The following is a 17589-nucleotide window of genomic DNA, read 5'->3' on the forward strand; positions in this document are numbered from 1 at the left end:
AGTAGGGAGTCAAGTGCCCGGTGATGTCAAGGGCGTTGGGTGCGGCATTCGGGCGTGAAGTCCCGGATATTTCCGTCAAGGGCCCCACAGGGGGTTCATATTTCCGCGAGGTCTCAACTCGGATAAGACCGACAGTGAACCTTGCGTTCGATCTTGCTCCGTCCGCCTGAAGTGGACTATACCTGTCGGCGTCCGTGAAGCCGTTCGACCGGTCGGCGGTGGACCCGGGGGGAGCCGGAAAGGTGGTTCGACGTGCGAAACGCGTCGGCCTCCTTGTTTTCCCAGCGATCCCGGTAGATGACGCACGAAGTACTTATTGCACGACCCAGCTTGGCCTACCGCGGTGCCGGGGAGGATCCGGTTCACCGCCTGAGTCCTGGAGAAGGCGAGGACTTGCGCATGGGATCCACTTCCGCCGAGAACCACGGGGGCCTCGGCCGCCGTTCCCTGATCAAGAGGTCCGCGGCCCTCGGTCTGGTCTCCGTACCCGCGATGAGCTTCCTGTCCGCGTGCGCCAGCGGCGGTGGCGACGGACAGGACAAGGCCAAGGCGGGCAAGAAGACGGCGAAGAACCCGCTCGGCGTCAACGACACCGCGCAGATGGAATTCGTCCTGTTCGACGGCGGCTTCGGCTCGGAGTACGCGAAGGACGCCACCCAGATCTACCAGAAGGACTTCCCCAAGGCGAAGGTCAAGTTCACCACCACCCAGAAGATCCAGTCCACGCTCCAGCCCCGCTTCAACCAGGGCAACCCGCCGGACCTCATCGACAACTCCGGCGCCGAGCAGATGGACATGGGCGTGCTCGTCGGCAAGAGCCAGCTCGCCGACCTCACCCCGCTGCTGGACGCGCCCTCCTTCGACGACCCGAAGAAGAAGGTCCGCGACACGCTGCGGCCGGGCATCGTCGAGATGGGCCAGTTCGACGGCAAGCCGGTCTGGATCCTCTACTACGCCTACACGGTCTACGGCGTCTGGTACTCCCAGAAGGCGCTGGACTCGCTGGACGAGAAGTACCCCGAGACCTGGGACGAGATGATCAAGGTCTGCACGAAGGCCAAGTCCAAGGGCATGGCCGGCTGGACCTACGCGGGCAAGTACCCGTACTACCTCCCGTTCTCGCTGTACCCGATGATCGGCAAGGTCGGCGGGCGCGAGGTCCTGGACGCCATCGACAACCTGGAGCCGAACGCCTGGAAGCACCCGGCCGTCAAGGCCTGTTTCGAGGCGTACTACGAGCTGTACAAGAAGGGCTTCATCCTCCAGGGCACCCCCGGGCTCGACCACATCCAGTCGCAGACCGCGTGGGCCAAGGGCAAGGCGCTGTTCATCCCGAACGGCTCCTGGGTCGAGAACGAGTCCGCGAACGTCATCCCCTCGGACTTCAACCTCGCCGTCTCCGCGCCCACCGGCCTCGACAGCAACGACAAGATGCCGTTCGGCACGATCTGGGCCTCCGGCGGTGAGCCCTTCATCGTCCCGGCCAAGGCCGCGAACACCGAGGGCGGCATGGAGCAGCTGCGCATCATGCTCAGCGAGGCGTCCTCCAAGAACTTCACCGCCAAGGTGAAGTCGCTGACCGCGTACAACGGCGGCACCACCGGCATCGACCTGACGCCCGGTCTGAAGTCCGGCGTCGCCGCGCTGGAGAAGGCCGGCTCCAACGTGCTGAACCCGCGCATGCAGGACTGGTACGTGCAGCTGCAGAAGGAGAAGATCGGCGTGGCCGGTCTGGGCGAGATGATGGCCGGCCGCGCCACCCCGGCGGAGACCATCAAGAAGATCCAGGGCTTCGCCGACGAGGCCGCCAAGGACACGTCGATCAAGCACTACAAGCACCAGTGAGGGTTCGTCACCAGGGTCCGCCCGGCAGCCGCCGCCCAGGCCGCCGGACGGACCCTGGCGGCACCGTCCGCCCTTCAGATCGGGGTCGCTAGCAATGCAGCACGGCAAGTACCGGTTCATCGTGGGGTTCCTGGTGGTACCCCTGGGGCTGTACGCGCTCTTCGTCATCTGGCCGTTCATCCAGTCCATCTACTACTCGTTCACGGACTGGACCGGCCTGAGCCCCGACTTCAAGATGGTCGGCGTCGACAACTACAAGAGGATGTTCGACGACGAGATCTTCTGGAAGTCGCTGCAGCACAGCCTGCTGTTCGCCCTGGTGCTGCCGGTGGTGACGATCGGACTGGCGCTGTTCTTCTCCTTCATGATCAACGTCGGCGGTCGGCGCAGGAAGGGCGGCCCGGCCATCAGCGGCGTCCGCGGCTCCTCCTTCTACAAGATCGTCTACTTCTTCCCGCAGGTGCTGTCGATCGCCATCGTCGCCCTGCTGTTCGCCTTCGCGTACAACCCGGACAGCGGAGCGATCAACTCCCTGCTGCGCGGGATCGGGCTCGGCAGCCTCCAGCCGCTGTGGCTGGGCGACCCGAACCTCGCCCTGTGGTGCGTGATGGCCGTGCTCGTCTGGTCGACCACCGGCTTCTTCGTGGTCCTCTTCTCGGCCGCCATGGCCTCCATCCCGGCGGACCTGTACGAGGCCGCGCTGCTCGACGGCGCGAGCCGCTTCACCACCTTCTTCCGCATCACCCTGCCGCTGCTGTGGGACACCGTGCAGTCCGGCTGGGTCTACATGGGCATCCTCGCGCTCGGCGCGGAGTCGTTCGCGGTCGTACAGATCATGACGACCGGCCCCGGCGGCCCCGACTACTCGACCACCGTCATGGTCCTGTACGTGTACCAGAAGGCGTTCCGTGACGGTCAGGCCGCCTACGCCACCACGATCGGCGTCGCCCTGCTGGTCGTCACACTGGCCTTCTCGGCCGTCGTGATGAAGCTGGGCCGGCGCGAGCGGCTGGAGTTCTGATCATGGAAACCACCGAGACCCCCGCCCCCGTGCCGGCCGAGTCCGGCGTCGCCGTCACCAAGACCGGCGCCCCGGGCGCAAAGGAGCCCCGGAAGAAGAAGGAGGGCGGTGTCCTCAACGTCTTCTCGCACGGGGTCCTGATCATCTGGGCGATCATGGTCGTCCTGCCGCTCGTGTGGGCGGTGATGACGTCCTTCAAGTCCGACGGCGCGATCTTCAGCTCGCCCTGGGCGCTGCCCGACAAGCTGCACTTCGGCAACTGGTCGCGGGCGTGGAACGACGCGCACATGAGCGACTACTTCCTGAACACCGTCCTGGTGGTGGGAGGCTCGCTCGTCGGCACCCTCGTGCTCGGCTCGATGGCGGCCTACGTACTGGCCCGCTTCGAGTTCCCGGGCAACCGGTTCATCTATTACCTGTTCATCGCCGGAATGAGTTTTCCGGTCATTCTCGCGCTGGTGCCGTTGTTCTATGTCGTGAACAACATGGGGCTGCTGAACACCATCCACGGGCTGATCCTGGTCTACATCGCCTACTCGCTGCCTTTCACGGTCTTCTTCCTGACGGCGTTCTTCCGGTCGCTGCCCAGTTCGGTGGCGGAAGCCGCATTCGTGGACGGCGCCTCGCACACCCGGACCTTCTTCCAGATCATGCTGCCGATGGCGAAGCCCGGCCTGATCAGCGTCGGGATCTTCAATTTCCTGGGGCAGTGGAACCAGTACATTCTGCCGACCGTGCTCAACACTGATCCGGACAAGCGTGTGCTCACGCAGGGTCTGGTCCAGTTGGCCGTCAGCCAGGGCTACAAGGGTGACTGGTCCGGACTCTTCGCCGGCCTGGTGATGGCGATGCTGCCGGTCCTGGCTGCGTACATCATCTTCCAGCGCCAGGTGGTGCAGGGCCTGACGGCGGGCGCCCTGAAATAGCCTGCGCGGGCCCTACGGGACCCCGCCGATCCCAGCCGCCCCCGGCCCGCCGGGGGCGGCTTCCGCGTGCCCCCGCACCCCGCGGCGGCGACGGGTCCGGCGTGTCACCGCAGGTCTCCGTGCCGTTTCGTGTACCCGGAAATGGTTCAACCTCTTGACGGGAGGCAACCCGAACGGCTCATCTTAGAGTTCACTTGTTGGACATGGACGGGGCCTCGCCGAAGCGGCCCCGCGCTCAGGAGGTCGTCGTGGAGACTCCAGGGTCGCAGTCGTCACTGCACCGAGCCAACCTGGAGCGGGTCGTACGTGCCGTGCGTCTTGCCGGATCCCTCACCCAGGCGGAGATCGCGCGGACCACGGGTCTGTCCGCGGCGACGGTCTCCAACATCGTGCGGGAGCTGAAGGACGGCGGGACGGTCCAGGTCACGCCCACGTCCGCGGGGGGCCGCCGGGCGCGCAGCGTCTCCCTGAGCGGGGACGCCGGGATCGTGATCGGCGTCGACTTCGGGCACACCCATTTGCGGGTCGCGATCGGGAACCTCGCCCACCAGGTGCTCGCCGAGGAGTCCGAGCCGCTGGACGTGGACGCCTCCGCCGGCGAGGGCTTCGACCGGGCGAAGCAGCTGGTCAACCGCCTGATCGTGGCGACCGGCGTGGACCGCTCGAAGATCGCCGGGGTGGGCCTCGGCGTCCCGGGCCCCATCGACGTGGAGTCGGGCACGCTGGGTTCCACGGCCATCCTGCCGGGCTGGGGCGGCATCAAGCCCGCCGAGGAGCTGCGGGGGCGCCTCGGCGTGCCGGTGCACGTGGACAACGACGCCAACCTCGGCGCCCTGGGCGAGCTGGTGTGGGGCAGCGGGCGCGGGGTGCGCGACCTGGCGTACATCAAGATCGCCAGCGGTGTGGGCGCCGGCCTGGTGATCGACGGGAAGATCTACCGCGGGCCCGGCGGCACGGCCGGCGAGATCGGGCACATCACGCTCGACGAGTCCGGCCCGGTCTGCCGCTGCGGCAACCGCGGCTGCCTGGAGACCTTCACCGCCGCACGGTACGTGCTGCCGCTGCTGCGGCCCAGCCACGGCACCGAGCTGACCATGGAGGGCGTCGTCCGGCTGGCGCGCGAGGGGGACCCCGGGTGCCGGCGGGTGATCGCCGACGTGGGCCGGCACGTCGGCAGCGGAGTCGCCAATCTCTGCAACCTCCTCAACCCGAGCCGGGTGGTCCTCGGCGGTGATCTCGCGGAGGCGGGCGAGCTGGTCCTCGGTCCCATCCGGGAGTCGGTGGGCCGCTACGCCATTCCCAGCGCGGCGCGCCAACTCTCCCTGCTCCCCGGGGCACTTGGCGGCCGTGCCGAGGTGCTGGGGGCGCTCGCCCTCGCGCTCAGCGAGATGGGCGATTCCACCCTTTTGGACGGCACTATGACGGTGGCGGCCCCTGCCTTCACTTAGACAACGTATGGCACCGTTGTCATCTCGTTAAGGATTTACTTCTTGACGTCGCACGTGTGGCCGAGTTGACTTCCAGCCACCTCGGCCGCAACGACGCGGCCTCGTCAGGGAGGTTTGAGGAAGTGAACACGCGTATGCGTCGTGCGGCCTTCGCCGTTGCCGCTGGTGCCATGGCCGTCTCGCTCGCCGCCTGTGGCAGTGCCAAGGAGTCCAAGGACAGCGACTCCTCCAAGTCGTCCGCCCCCGCCGCCAATAAGGGCGACGACATCAAGGTCGGTCTCCTGCTGCCGGAGAACAAGACCGCGCGGTACGAGCAGTTCGACAAGCCCTTGATCGAGAAGAAGGTCAAGGAACTGACGAACAACAAGGCCAAGGTCTTCTACAACAACGCCCAGCAGAACGCGAACCTGCAGAGCCAGCAGGTCGACACGATGATCACCAACAAGGTGGACGTGCTCATCGTGGACGCGGTCGACGCCAAGGCCATCAAGAACTCCATCCAGAAGGCCAAGGACCAGGGCATCAAGGTCGTCGCCTACGACCGCCTGGCCGAGGGCCCGATCGACGCCTTCACCACCTTCGACAACGAAGAGGTCGGCAGGGCGCAGGGCGAGGCGCTGCTGAAGGCCATGGGCGCCAAGGCCACCAAGTCGAGCAAGATCGTCATGATCAACGGCTCGGTGACCGACCCGAACGCCGCCCAGTTCAAGAAGGGCGCGCACTCCGCCCTCGACGGCAAGGTGACCATCGCCAAGGAGTACGACACCAAGGAGTGGTCGCCGGACAACGCCAACTCCGAGATGGAGGCGGCCATCTCCGCCATCGGCGCCAAGAACATCGCGGGCGTCTACTCCGCCAACGACGGCATGGCCGGCGGTGCCATCACCGCCCTGAAGGCCGCGGGCGTCAACGTCCCGGTCACCGGCCAGGACGCCGAACTCGCCGGTGTGCAGCGCATCCTCGCGGGTGAGCAGAACATGAGCATCTTCAAGTCCTACCCGACGGAGGCGAACGTCGCCGCCGAGATGGCGGTCGCCCTCGCCAAGGGCACCAGCCTGGACTCCATCGCCAAGACCAAGGTGAACAGCGACAGCGCCAAGGACGTCCCGGCGCTGCTGGTCCCGGTCATCTCCCTGACCAAGGACAACGTCAACCAGACGGTCATCAAGGAGGGCTTCTACACCGCCGCCCAGATCTGCACCGGCAAGTACAAGGCCGACTGCGACAAGTACGGCGTCAAGTAAGCGGCCCGGCCGGGACCGCGCACAGCGGCCCGGTCCCCTCCGCGCACCGGCGGCCCACCCCCCGGCCCGCGTACGGAACAGCCTCGGCAGAGGCCTCCCGCACCGGACCCCGGCCGCCCCACGGCTCCGCCGGCGCCCCGCGCACCATTCAGCCCCGCAAGCTCGGTGCGGGGCGCCGGACGGAACATCCCCGGGTCGCTCCCGACCCACCCACCCAGCATTCCTGCACAACCTCCCGCCGGGTCAGGCGGCGAAGGAGATGGTTCACGTGTCCGCTACGCCCGTGCTGGCGTTGCGCGGGGTCTCCAAGCGGTTCGGTGCCGTTCAGGCGCTCACCGACGTAGAGCTTGAGGTCCACTCCGGTGAGGTGGTCGCCCTGGTGGGCGACAACGGCGCCGGAAAGTCCACGCTGGTCAAGACGATCGCCGGCGTGCACCCCATCGATGAGGGCGCCATCGAATGGGACGGCAAGCGCGTCCAGATCAACAAGCCGCACGACGCCCAGAGCCTGGGCATCGCGACCGTCTACCAGGACCTCGCGCTGTGCGACAACATCGACGTCGTCGGCAACCTCTACCTGGGCCGCGAACTGAAGCGGTTCGGCGTGCTCGACGAGGTCGAGATGGAGCGCCGCTCCCAGGAACTGCTGCGCACCCTGTCGATCCGCATCCCGAGCGTGCGCATCCCGATCGCCTCGCTCTCCGGCGGCCAGCGCCAGGTCGTGGCCATCGCCCGGTCCATGCTCGGCGAGCCCAAGCTGGTCATCCTGGACGAGCCCACCGCCGCGCTCGGCGTCGAGCAGACCGCACAGGTGCTCGACCTGGTCGAGCGGCTGCGCGAGCGCGGCCACGCCGTCATCCTCATCAGCCACAACATGGCCGACGTGAAGGCCGTGGCGGACAAGGTCGCCGTCCTGCGCCTGGGCCGCAACAACGGCGTCTTCGAGGTCAGGACGACCTCGCAGGAGGAGATCATCTCCGCCATCACCGGCGCCACCGACAACGCCGTGACCCGCCGTGCGGCGCGCGCGAACGGGGAGGTATCCAAGTGAGCATCGACAAGACCTCCGCCGGCGCGCAGGACGAGCAGGCCGTCGAGGCCCCCGAGGCCGCGGCCGCCGCGGTGACCGCGGTCGACCCGCGCCTGCTGGTGCGCGAGCAGGGCCTCGCGGGATACGTCGGCGAGTTCAAGCGGAAGATGAAGGCCGGTGAACTGGGCTCGCTCCCGGTCATCCTCGGCCTGATCGTGATCTGCGTCGTCTTCCAGAGCCTCAACTCCCAGTTCCTGTCCGCGCAGAACCTGAGCGACATCACCGTCACCATGGTCGGCACGGGCATGATCTCCGTCGGCATCGTCTTCGTGCTGCTGCTCGGCGAGATCGACCTGTCCGTCGGCTCCGTCAGCGGCGCCGGCAGCGCCCTGGCCGCCGTGCTCGCCGTCAACCAGGGCTGGCCCGAGTGGGCCGCGGTGCTCATCGCCGTCGCCGCCGGCGCGGCCATCGGCGCGGCCCACGGCTTCTTCTTCGCGGTGCTCGGCGCGCCCGCGTTCGCCGTCACCCTGGCCGGCCTGCTGTTCTGGCTCGGCTTCATGCTCAAGATCCTGGGCGAGAACGGCACCATCAACCTCGACAGCGACGGTCTGATCGGCAAGCTGACCACGTACTTCTTCGCGGACGTGGCCGCCGCCTACGGGCTGGCCCTGATCGTGGTCGTGGTGTTCTTCGTCACCTCCTTCCTGGGCAACCGGCGCCGCGAGGCCGCGGGCATCCCGTCCCGGCCGCTGAGCGACACCGTCCTGCGCACCGTGCTGCTCGCCGTGATCTCCTTCGCCGCCGCCTACATGTACAACCAGTACAAGGGTCTGCCGCTGGCCACGGTGATCTTCCTGGTGTTCCTGATCGGCTCCGACTTCCTGCTGCGCCGCACCGCCTTCGGCCGCAAGATCTTCGCGCTCGGCGGCAGCGTCGAGGCGTCCCGCCGCGCGGGCATCAACGTCACCGCGATCCGGATCTCCGTCTTCGGCATCTCGGGCGGCTTCGCGGCCATCGGCGGCCTCTTCCTGGCCTCCAAGATCGCCTCGGCCAACCAGAGCGCCGGCACCGGTGACCTGCTGATGAACGCCATCGCGGCGGCCGTCATCGGCGGCACGTCCCTCTTCGGCGGCCGCGGCCGCACCTGGAACGCGCTCCTCGGTGTGCTGGTCATCGTCTCGATCCAGTACGGCCTCCAGCTGGAGTCCATCGCCGAGCCGGTGAAGTACATGATCACCGCGGCGGTCCTGCTGGCCACGGTCGTCATCGACTCGGTCACCCGCAAGACCCAGAAGACGGCCGGCCGCGCCTGACCGCGACCGACCCGAACACCTGTGCCCGGCGCCGACGCGGTGCCGGGCGCAGGTGTTCGGGGACGGCCGTCGCGGCCGTGCCATGGAAGGGCCCGCGCCGGGGTACAGCCGTTCGCGTGACCTATGACCCACCGCCCGGCCACGGGGCGCTCAGGCGGAACATTAGACTCGACGAGCCCGGCAACAGCTCGATCAGCTCTACTGCAAGGAGGCACGGGTGCCGCTGCTGACCCGCATCAGGGGACCGCGCGATCTGGACCGGCTCAGCATGGAGGAGCTGGACCAGCTGGCGCAGGAGATCCGGACCTTCCTGGTCGACGCCGTGTCCAAGACCGGCGGTCACCTCGGCCCCAACCTCGGGGTGGTGGAGCTGACCATCGCCCTGCACCGGGTCTTCCACTCGCCCAAGGACAAGGTGCTGTGGGACACCGGCCACCAGTCCTACGTGCACAAGCTGCTCACCGGCCGCCAGGACTTCTCGAAGCTGAAGATGAAGGGCGGCCTGTCCGGCTACCCCGCGCAGGGCGAGTCCGAGCACGACGTCATCGAGAACAGCCACGCCTCCACCGTCCTCGGCTGGGCCGACGGCATCGCCAAGGGCAACCAGATCCTGGGGCGCGACGCCCAGGTCGCCGCGGTCATCGGCGACGGCGCGCTGACCGGCGGCATGGCCTGGGAGGCGCTGAACAACATCGCCGCCGCCAAGGACCGCCCGCTCGTCATCGTCGTCAACGACAACGAGCGCTCCTACGCGCCCACCATCGGCGGCCTCGCCAACCACCTCGCCACCCTGCGCACCACCGACGGCTACGAGCGCTTCCTCGCCCGCACCCGCGAGGTCCTGGAGCGCACCCCGGTCGTCGGCAGGCCGCTGTACGAGACGCTGCACGGCGCCAAGAAGGGCCTGAAGGACTTCATCGCCCCGCAGGGCATGTTCGAGGACCTGGGCCTGAAGTACGTCGGCCCGATCGACGGCCACGACATCGAGGCACTGGAGTCCGCCCTCACCCGCGCCAAGCGCTTCGGCGGCCCGGTCATCGTGCACTGCCTCACCGAGAAGGGCCGCGGCTACCAGCCCGCGCTCCAGGACGAGGCCGACCGCTTCCACGCCGTCGGCAAGATCCACCCGGACACCGGGCTGCCGATCGCCGCCTCCGGCGCCGACTGGACCTCCGTCTTCGGCGAGGAGATGGTGAAGCTCGGCAAGGAGCGCGAGGACATCGTCGCCATCACCGCGGCCATGCTCCAGCCGGTCGGCCTGGACAAGTTCGCCAAGGCCTTCCCCGACCGGGTCTACGACGTCGGCATCGCCGAGCAGCACGGTGCCGTCTCCGCGGCCGGCCTCGCCCACGCCGGCGTGCACCCCGTCTTCGCCGTGTACGCCACCTTCCTCAACCGCGCCTTCGACCAGGTGCTGATGGACGTCGCCCTGCACAAGTGCGGTGTCACCTTCGTCCTGGACCGGGCCGGTGTCACCGGCACCGACGGCGCCTCCCACAACGGCATGTGGGACATGTCGATCCTCCAGGTCGTGCCGGGCCTCAGGCTGGCCGCCCCGCGCGACGCCGACCAGGTCCGCGCCCAGCTGCGCGAGGCCGTACAGGTCGACGACGCGCCCACCGTGGTCCGCTTCTCCAAGGGCGCCGTCGGCCCCGCCGTACCGGCCGTGGGCCGCGTCGGCGGCATGGACGTGCTGCGCGAGCCCGGCACCGACACCCCGGACGTCCTCCTCGTCTCCGTCGGCGCGCTCGCCCCGATGTGCCTGGAGATCGCGGCGCTCCTGGACAAACAGGGCATCTCCGCGACCGTGGTCGACCCGCGCTGGGTCAAGCCCGTCGACGAGGCCATGGCCCCGCTGGCAGAACGGCACCGCGTGGTCGTCACCGTCGAGGACAACTCCCGCGTCGGCGGTGTCGGCTCGACCGTCGCCCAGGCGCTGCGCGACGCCGGCGTGGACGTGCCGCTGCGCGACTTCGGCATCCCGCCGCGCTTCCTCGACCACGCCTCACGCGCCGAGGTCATGGCGGAGATCGGCCTGACCGCGCCCGACATCGCCCGTCAGGTGACCGGCCTCGTCTCGGAGCTGGACGGCCGCTTCTCCCGGACGGCCGCCGAGGTGGACGCGGCGGTGCAGCCCGCGCGCGACTGAACCGGCCGGCCCCCGGGACCACGTCCCAGAAGGACCGGTTCCGCCCCCTCCTACGGGTGGCGGAACCGGTCCTTCTGCGTGAACCTGCCAGTGCCGGGGCATACGCATCCCCAGCCCTCTCGATCACGTCGAGCCAGGTCGAGGCGACAAGCGTGGGAGGTAGGCCCGTGAGCAATTCGCTGTTCAGGACGAAGAACGTCGAGCAGTCGATCAAGGACACCGAGGAACCCGAGCACGCGCTGCGGAAGTCCCTGTCCGCCCTCGACCTGACCGTCTTCGGCGTCGGCGTCATCATCGGCACCGGCATCTTCGTCCTCACCGGCACGGCCGCCAGGAACACCGCGGGCCCCGCCGTGGCGCTCTCCTTCGTCGTCGCCGGCGTGGTCTGCGCCCTCGCCGCGCTCTGCTACGCCGAGTTCGCCTCCGCCGTGCCGGTCGCCGGATCGGCGTACACCTTCTCCTACGCCTCGCTCGGCGAGTTCCCCGCCTGGATCATCGGCTGGGACCTGGTCCTGGAACTCGCGCTCGGCACGGCGGTGGTGTCCGTCGGCTGGTCCGGCTACATCCACTCGCTGCTCGACAACGCGGGCTGGCACCTGCCCGCGTACCTCGGCGGCCGGGACGGCGCCTCCGGGTTCGGCTTCGACATCCTGGCCGCCGCGCTGGTCCTGGTCCTCACCGCCATCCTCGTCGTCGGCATGAAGCTCTCCGCACGGGTCACCACCGTGGTCGTCGCCGTCAAGGTGGCCGTCGTGCTCGTCGTGATCATCGCGGGAGCGTTCTTCATCAAGGGCGCCAACTACCACCCGTTCGTCCCGAAACCGCAGCCGGTGCCCGCCGGCAGCAGCCTCAAGGCCCCGCTCATCCAGCTCATGGTCGGCTGGGCGCCCTCGAACTTCGGCCTCATGGGCATCTTCACCGCCGCCTCCGTCGTCTTCTTCGCCTTCATCGGCTTCGACGTCGTCGCCACGGCCGCCGAGGAGACCCGCAACCCGCAGCGCGACGTGCCGCGCGGCATCCTCGGCTCCCTGATCATCTGCACCGCGCTGTACGTCGGCGTGTCGATCGTCGTGACCGGCATGCAGAAGTACAACCTGCTGTCCGTGGACGCGCCGCTCGCCGACGCGTTCAAGTCCACCGGCCACCCCTGGTTCGCCGGCCTGATCAGCTTCGGCGCCGCCGTCGGCCTGACCACGGTGTGCATGATCCTGCTCCTGGGCCAGGCCCGGGTGTTCTTCGCGATGAGCCGCGACGGACTGCTGCCCCGCTTCTTCTCGCACACCCACCCGCGCTTCCGCACCCCCTACCGCCCGACGATCCTGCTCGGCGTCGTCATCGCCGTCGTGGCGGGCTTCACCAGCCTGAGCGTCCTGGCCGAACTGGTGAACATCGGCACGCTCTTCGCCTTCGTCGTCGTCGCGCTCAGCGTGATCATCCTGCGCAACACCCGCCCCGACCTGCCCCGCGCCTTCCGCACCCCGTGGGTGCCGGTCGTCCCCGTCCTCTCGGTCTGCGCCTCCTTGTGGCTGATGCTCAACCTGCCCGCCGAGACCTGGGTCCGGTTCGCCATCTGGATGGCGATCGGCTTCGTCGTCTACTTCCTCTACGGCCGCTCGCACAGCCGCCTGGCGCAGCGGGAGAAGGCCGCTGCGGCCGACGGGGCGGCCACGCCGCCGGGCAGCGCCGTGTGACCGACCGGTCCGGACTCCGCACGGCCCGCCCCGGCGGAGCGGCCCCGTGCCGCCGCCGGGCGCGGTGACGGCACGCGCCGCGGGGGCTCAGTCGCGTACGGAGCGCGGGCCGGTGACCTCCGCGCCCAGCGCGGTGACGCGCCGGCGCAGCTCACGGTCGGCCGTGACGACCACGACGGGACGTCCGTCGGCCCGCGCCACGAGTTCGACGACGAGGTCGTCCCCGCTGCCGGGTGCGGCCTCGACGCGTACGCCGGTCACGGCGGCGACGTGGCGGGCCGCGCCCTCGACCACCAGCACGATCTCCGCCCGCTGGGCGACCCGCGGCACCCCGGCCGCCGCCAGCCGGTCCCGCAGCCGCTCGGCGGCCCCCTTCCGGTCCCGCCACCAGCCGTCGGGCACCGAGCCGACGACGTTGGCACCGTCGACGATCACCAGCAGGGGAGGGGTCTGGTCCATGGGGCCAGGGTCGCACGGCGGGCGGCCGCGCCGGTGGGCGGTTCAGTCGAGCCGCGATCCACTGCCGGCCGCCGCTGCCGACGGTGACCGGGGTACCGAGGCCCGAGCCGGTTCCGGAACGGAAGAGGAGGGTGCTGGCCGTCCCGGCGGCGGTGGTCGACCCCAGGGACGCTCGTCCGTCCCGATCCGCGTCGACGCCGGCGGCCGGCGGCCGGTCGGCGGCCGGCCTGCCCGCCGACGGATGAGAGCGGGCCAGGCGTGCCCGTCGCCGCCGGGGGTCAGCCCCCGGTCGCCGGGGACTTCTTGGCCGACGCCGGGATCTTGCTGTCCGAGCGGAGCGCCTTCCACAGCTGCGAGTCCTGCGGCTCGGCGGGCACCACCCGGTTGGGGTCGATCTTGTCGTACGCCACCGGCAGCATGAGGGTTTCCATGGTGGAAGGGTCGACGCCCTTCAGACTGCGGCTGAAATCGGCGAGCTTCGTCAGCGAGGCCAGGTCGGAGTCGGTGGTGAGGGCGGCCGTGAGCTTGTCGGCGATCTTGTAGGTCTTGGTGGGGCTGCCCAGCAGGTCCTGCTTCTTGACCTCGCTCAGCAGGGCCAGCATGAACTGCTGCTGCAGGCCGATGCGGCCGAGGTCGCTGCCGTCGCCGATGCCGTGCCGGGTGCGGACGAACTGAAGTGCCTGCGTGCCGTCCAGCCGATGGGTGCCGGCGGGCAGGTCCAGGCCGCTGGAGGAGTCGTGGATGTCCTTGTCGGTGGTGACCGTCACCCCGCCTATCGCGTCCACCAGCCCTTTGAAACCGGCGAAGTCGATCTCCATGTAGTGGTCCATCCGGATGCCGGACATCTTCTCCACGGTCTTGACCACGCAGGCCGGACCGACCTGGGAGTAGATGGAGTTGAACATCACACGCTTCGCGGAAGCCACCGTCGTGCCGTCGGCCTTCGTGCACTCGGGCCGGGTGACCAGCGTGTCCCGGGGAATGCTGATGCCGACCGCCTTGGTGCGGCCCTCGGGTATGTGCATCACCAGCGCGGTGTCGGAGCGGGCGCCGGAGACATGGCCGGTGTTCAGGCCCGCGTTGGCGCCGGCCCGCGAGTCGGAGCCGAGGATCAGGACGTTCTGGCCGGAGGTGGGCAGTTTCTGCGGCCGGTCGTCACCGAGGGCCTTGTCGATGTCGACCCCCTGGATGTTGCCGTTGAGGTCGCTGTAGAGCCAGTAGCCGGTGCCGCCGAGGGCCACGACGAGCACGCCCAGGGCGATGAGGACGTTCCTGCCGCGGTGCCTGCGCTTGGAACGGTCACGGTCTTCGCCGCCACGGCGCCGGGACGGCGCCTCGGGGTCGCGGTGCTGGGGCGTCGAGACATGGCTCATCCTGGTTCGAGTCCTCGTCGGTCATGGCCCCGCAGGGCACTGGCGTGTGGCTGGGACTCGGGTGGGGGGAGCTACCGGTCCGTACTTTGCGCGATCGATGCCGCACTATAGGCCAGGGGTGACTGATCCTGTATGGAATAGGGCGCATTTGTAAACGTCCAGGCAACAAATAGTATGCGGATCGCGCACATGACGGATCACGGATGGGGAAGGGCGTAGCAGGACCATGCGGGTCGGTACCGTGCGTGACCACGGACGAGGGGAACAGGGGGCCGGGGGCCAAGGGCCGGGACAGGTGTCCGGCCGGTCTCCCGAAGTACGGTCGGGGCCCTGGCTGTTGCCCGGCCACGACGGCCGTCTCCTGGTCTACGCGCTGGTGGACCAGGCCGTTCTGCGCTGGACGCAGGGACGCCCGGGCGACCCGGACTGGCGGGGGCCGGACGTCGTGCCCGCACCGGACGTCACCCGGCTCGTGGTGGTCCAGGGCGGCAATCGCTACGCGCACCTGCTGGGCCGCCGGGTACGCGAGGGCGAGGACGGCCGCCTCGCCGTCGACTTCGTCTACGCCATCCAGTACCAGGCGGGCCGTCCGGTGAGCGAGTGGCGGGAGGTCGGCAGTCCGCAGACCGCGAAGTCGCAGCAGCTGCCCGGCGTACCGGCCGCCGCGGTGGACACGGCGGGCACGCTGCACGTCTTCGCTCCCACGGCCGACGGCCGCATCGCACTGCGGCGCGAGGACGCCAACGGGCGCTGGGAGCGGTGGCTGGACCTGGGAGCGAGCGCCGCCCTGGACACTCCCGCCGCCGCGGTCGCTTCCACCGGCCGCGTCGAACTCCTGGCACCCGGGCGGGCCGGGCTCATGACGTGGTGTCAGGGCGCGCCGGGCGCGGCGCCGGAGCGCGGCCAGGACTTTCCGGTGGCCGCGCTGCCCGGGTCCGTGACCGGGCTGGAGACGTCGGCGGGCCGGATCACCTGGTACCTCACGGACGTGCACAACGGGGGCATCGTCGCCGTACGCGCCGGTGAGTGGCCCGTACCCCTGGGCGGCGACCCGGGCGACGGGCGCCACGCGGCGCTGGCGACCCTGCTGGACGGGCATCCGTGCACGGTCCTGGCCCACCGTGCCGCGGACGGAGGGGTCGTGCTCGGTGTCTGCCCCGCCGAGGACGAACGCGGCGGGGTGTGGTGGACCGAGACGGGCGTCGCCTGCCTGGGGGACCCCGCGCTGGCCCGGGACGCGCAGGGGCGTGTCGTGGTGCTCGCCGTGACCACGGACGGTGAACTCGCGCTGGCCCGTCAGACCGGCGATCCGGGACTGGTCCTGGGCGACTGGATCCGCATATGAGCGTGCCGGGACGGACTCCGGTGCCGAGGGGAGTGAAGGCGTGACCCGCAGGCCCGAGCGTGCGCAGGCGGCCGTCGAGGAGGCCGGGGGGGCGGGCGCGTACACGGTCGCCGTCGTCGTCGCGGAACCCGGGGACGCGGTGCCCCTGCTCGCACTGCAACCCCCGGGCGCCGAAGTGGCGGTGGTCTGCCTGCGGGGCGGGGAGAAAGACGCCCGTACGGCGCTGGACCGCGCCCTCGCCTCGGCCGAGGACCGCGGCTGCCGTCTGCTCGGCGGCGTCAGGGTGGTGCGGGGGGAGGGTGCGCAGGTGTTCCCCGCTCTGCTCGACGAGCTGCGGGCCGTGGCCCCGGACCGGGTGCACACACTGGACCCGGACCCCGTCCACACCGCCTTCGACCAGGAGAGCGGCGAGCCGTCGTACGGCGTCCCGGCCGCACACGCCGTCGCCGCCGCACAGGCCCTCGCCGCGGCGCGGACCCTGCAGCGGGAGACCGGGCGGCCGGTGTCCGTCGACTGCCACCGCGAGCGCGCCGACCCCCGGCTGGGCGCCACCGCCTGCCGGCGTCATCCGGCGCCGGCGAACTGGCTGTGGGCGGGCTTCGACGGGCGCCTGACCGCCTTCGTCCCGACGGCCGCCGGCGTCGTGCGCCGCTTCCAGCGGGTGCCGGGCGGCGGCTGGAGCGGTCCGGAACCCGTGGAGGGCGCGGGGGTCGTGCCGGGACTGCTGGTGGTGCCCGATCCGGCCGGACTGCCGCATCTGTTCACGCTGCGCAGGACCGTCCGCGCCGACGGCGCGGTGGACGTCGACGTCGTCCACGCGGCCCAGTACCGTACGTCCGAGCCGCCGGCCCCCTGGGAGTCGCTGGGCGGCCCGAACGCGGGTGCCTGGCGCAAGGGGCGCGAAGTCGGCTTTCCCGCGGCGGCGTTCGACGCCGCCGGCAACCTCTTCGTCTTCGTACGCAACTTCGGGCACAGCATCAGCTACCGCTGCCGGACGGCCGACGGCGGACTCACCCCGTGGCGGCACCTGGGCGGAGCCCGGGTCGCCGACGAACTCGTCGCCGTGTCCACCCCGTACGGCGGAGTCGAGGTGTACGGGCGGGCGCGGGACGCGGCGGGAGTGGTCCGCCGGTACCTGGGGCCGGACGGTGAGTGGGCCGAGGACCGCACGCCGCCGTTCGCCCCGCGGCCCGGCACCCTGGCTCCGGGGGCCGAGCCCGGCGCCGTGCTCTTTCGCGACCTGCGGACCGACGAGGCCTGCGTCTGGCGTTCGGGCGAGGCCCACCCGCTGCCGCTCGGTGACGCCGACGGGACGGGCCCGGTGGCAGCGGTCGCGGGGGTGCGCCTGGACGGCTGGCCGTACACGGTCCTGGCCCGCGGCGGTGCGGACGGGCGGTGCGCGGTGGGGGCGCACCCGGAGGGCAGGCCCGACGCGGGGGTGTGGTGGCAGGACTTGTGGCCGAACTCTTACGGGGCGCCGGCCGCGGCGGTGAGCCGCAGGGGGCTGCTCGCCGTCGCGACGCCGGCGCCCGGGGGAGGACTGCTGGTGGCCGAGCACCGGGCGGGAGCGGGCGGCCTGGGGTTCAGTGCGCCAAAATCGGTCTAAATCAACCGATTGACTGTCCGAAAGGATGCAGAAGTTTCCGAAATGCGAAACTAGCAAAAGGTTGTAACGAAAATTTGTGATCAAAGTCGCTGTTAGGACCAGGTAAGATTTGGTCGACAGGTAGTTGAAGCGTTGGTTA

Annotated in this window: 13 protein-coding genes; 11 read left to right on the forward strand and 2 right to left on the reverse strand. The window is 70.0% G+C overall.

Annotated elements, in window-relative coordinates; all coding sequences use genetic code 11:
• Nucleotides 1-399 precede the first annotated feature (399 nt).
• The 9 genes from ngcE to AB0G56_RS05270 all read left to right on the forward strand — a co-directional run bounded on the left by ngcE (nt 400) and on the right by AB0G56_RS05270 (nt 12667).
• A complete protein-coding gene (gene ngcE, locus AB0G56_RS05230) occupies nt 400-1845 on the forward strand; it encodes an N-acetylglucosamine/diacetylchitobiose ABC transporter substrate-binding protein (RefSeq protein ID WP_360963885.1) in 1446 nt (481 codons plus the stop codon).
• A 94-nt stretch (nt 1846-1939) separates the two neighbouring features.
• Nucleotides 1940-2866: a sugar ABC transporter permease gene (locus tag AB0G56_RS05235; RefSeq protein ID WP_360963888.1), complete on the forward strand. Its 927-nt coding sequence runs from the start codon at nt 1940-1942 to the stop codon at nt 2864-2866.
• 2 nt (nt 2867-2868) lie between these two features.
• Nucleotides 2869-3792, forward strand: a complete 924-nt coding sequence (locus AB0G56_RS05240; RefSeq protein ID WP_360963891.1) for a carbohydrate ABC transporter permease — start codon at nt 2869-2871, stop codon at nt 3790-3792.
• Between the two features lie 248 nt (nt 3793-4040).
• A complete protein-coding gene (locus AB0G56_RS05245; RefSeq protein WP_360963894.1) occupies nt 4041-5240 on the forward strand; it encodes an ROK family transcriptional regulator in 1200 nt (399 codons plus the stop codon).
• A gap of 134 nt (nt 5241-5374) precedes the next feature.
• Nucleotides 5375-6484 carry a substrate-binding domain-containing protein gene (locus AB0G56_RS05250; RefSeq protein ID WP_360964257.1) on the forward strand — a complete coding sequence of 370 codons (1110 nt, stop codon included), beginning with the start codon at nt 5375-5377 and terminating at the stop codon, nt 6482-6484.
• Between the two features lie 259 nt (nt 6485-6743).
• Nucleotides 6744-7535 (forward strand): ATP-binding cassette domain-containing protein, encoded by a 792-nt coding sequence (locus AB0G56_RS05255; protein ID WP_360963897.1) that lies wholly within the window; start codon nt 6744-6746, stop codon nt 7533-7535.
• Complete coding sequence (locus AB0G56_RS05260; RefSeq protein ID WP_360963900.1) at nt 7532-8827, forward strand: sugar ABC transporter permease; 1296 nt, start codon at nt 7532-7534, stop codon at nt 8825-8827. The genes AB0G56_RS05255 and AB0G56_RS05260 overlap by 4 nt, the downstream gene beginning before the upstream one ends.
• A gap of 217 nt (nt 8828-9044) precedes the next feature.
• Nucleotides 9045-10976, forward strand: coding sequence for a 1-deoxy-D-xylulose-5-phosphate synthase (dxs, locus tag AB0G56_RS05265; protein WP_360963902.1), 1932 nt, complete (start codon nt 9045-9047; stop codon nt 10974-10976).
• Between the two features lie 167 nt (nt 10977-11143).
• The gene (locus AB0G56_RS05270; protein ID WP_360963905.1) at nt 11144-12667 is read left to right on the forward strand and encodes an amino acid permease; all 1524 of its coding nucleotides are present in this window, start codon (nt 11144-11146) and stop codon (nt 12665-12667) included.
• An 87-nt stretch (nt 12668-12754) separates the two neighbouring features.
• Here the strand turns inward: AB0G56_RS05270 and AB0G56_RS05275 are convergent, their stop codons facing one another.
• Both AB0G56_RS05275 and AB0G56_RS05280 read right to left on the reverse strand, forming a co-directional pair.
• Nucleotides 12755-13126, reverse strand: a complete 372-nt coding sequence (locus AB0G56_RS05275; protein WP_360963908.1) for an NTP pyrophosphohydrolase — start codon at nt 13124-13126, stop codon at nt 12755-12757.
• Between the two features lie 278 nt (nt 13127-13404).
• Nucleotides 13405-14499: an LCP family protein gene (locus AB0G56_RS05280; protein WP_360963911.1), complete on the reverse strand. Its 1095-nt coding sequence runs from the start codon at nt 14497-14499 to the stop codon at nt 13405-13407.
• 337 nt (nt 14500-14836) lie between these two features.
• Here AB0G56_RS05280 and AB0G56_RS05285 point away from each other — a divergent pair, with 337 nt between their 5' ends.
• Together AB0G56_RS05285 and AB0G56_RS05290 are read left to right on the forward strand one after the other, a co-directional pair.
• Nucleotides 14837-15844, forward strand: a complete 1008-nt coding sequence (locus AB0G56_RS05285; protein WP_360963914.1) for a hypothetical protein — start codon at nt 14837-14839, stop codon at nt 15842-15844.
• Between the two features lie 40 nt (nt 15845-15884).
• On the forward strand, nt 15885-17450 hold the full coding sequence (locus AB0G56_RS05290; RefSeq protein WP_360963917.1) for a hypothetical protein: 1566 nt from the start codon (nt 15885-15887) through the stop codon (nt 17448-17450).
• Nucleotides 17451-17589 lie beyond the last annotated feature (139 nt).

It is taken from the genome of Streptomyces sp. NPDC021356, from assembly GCF_040641015.1.
In the GTDB taxonomy this organism is placed as follows: domain Bacteria; phylum Actinomycetota; class Actinomycetes; order Streptomycetales; family Streptomycetaceae; genus Streptomyces.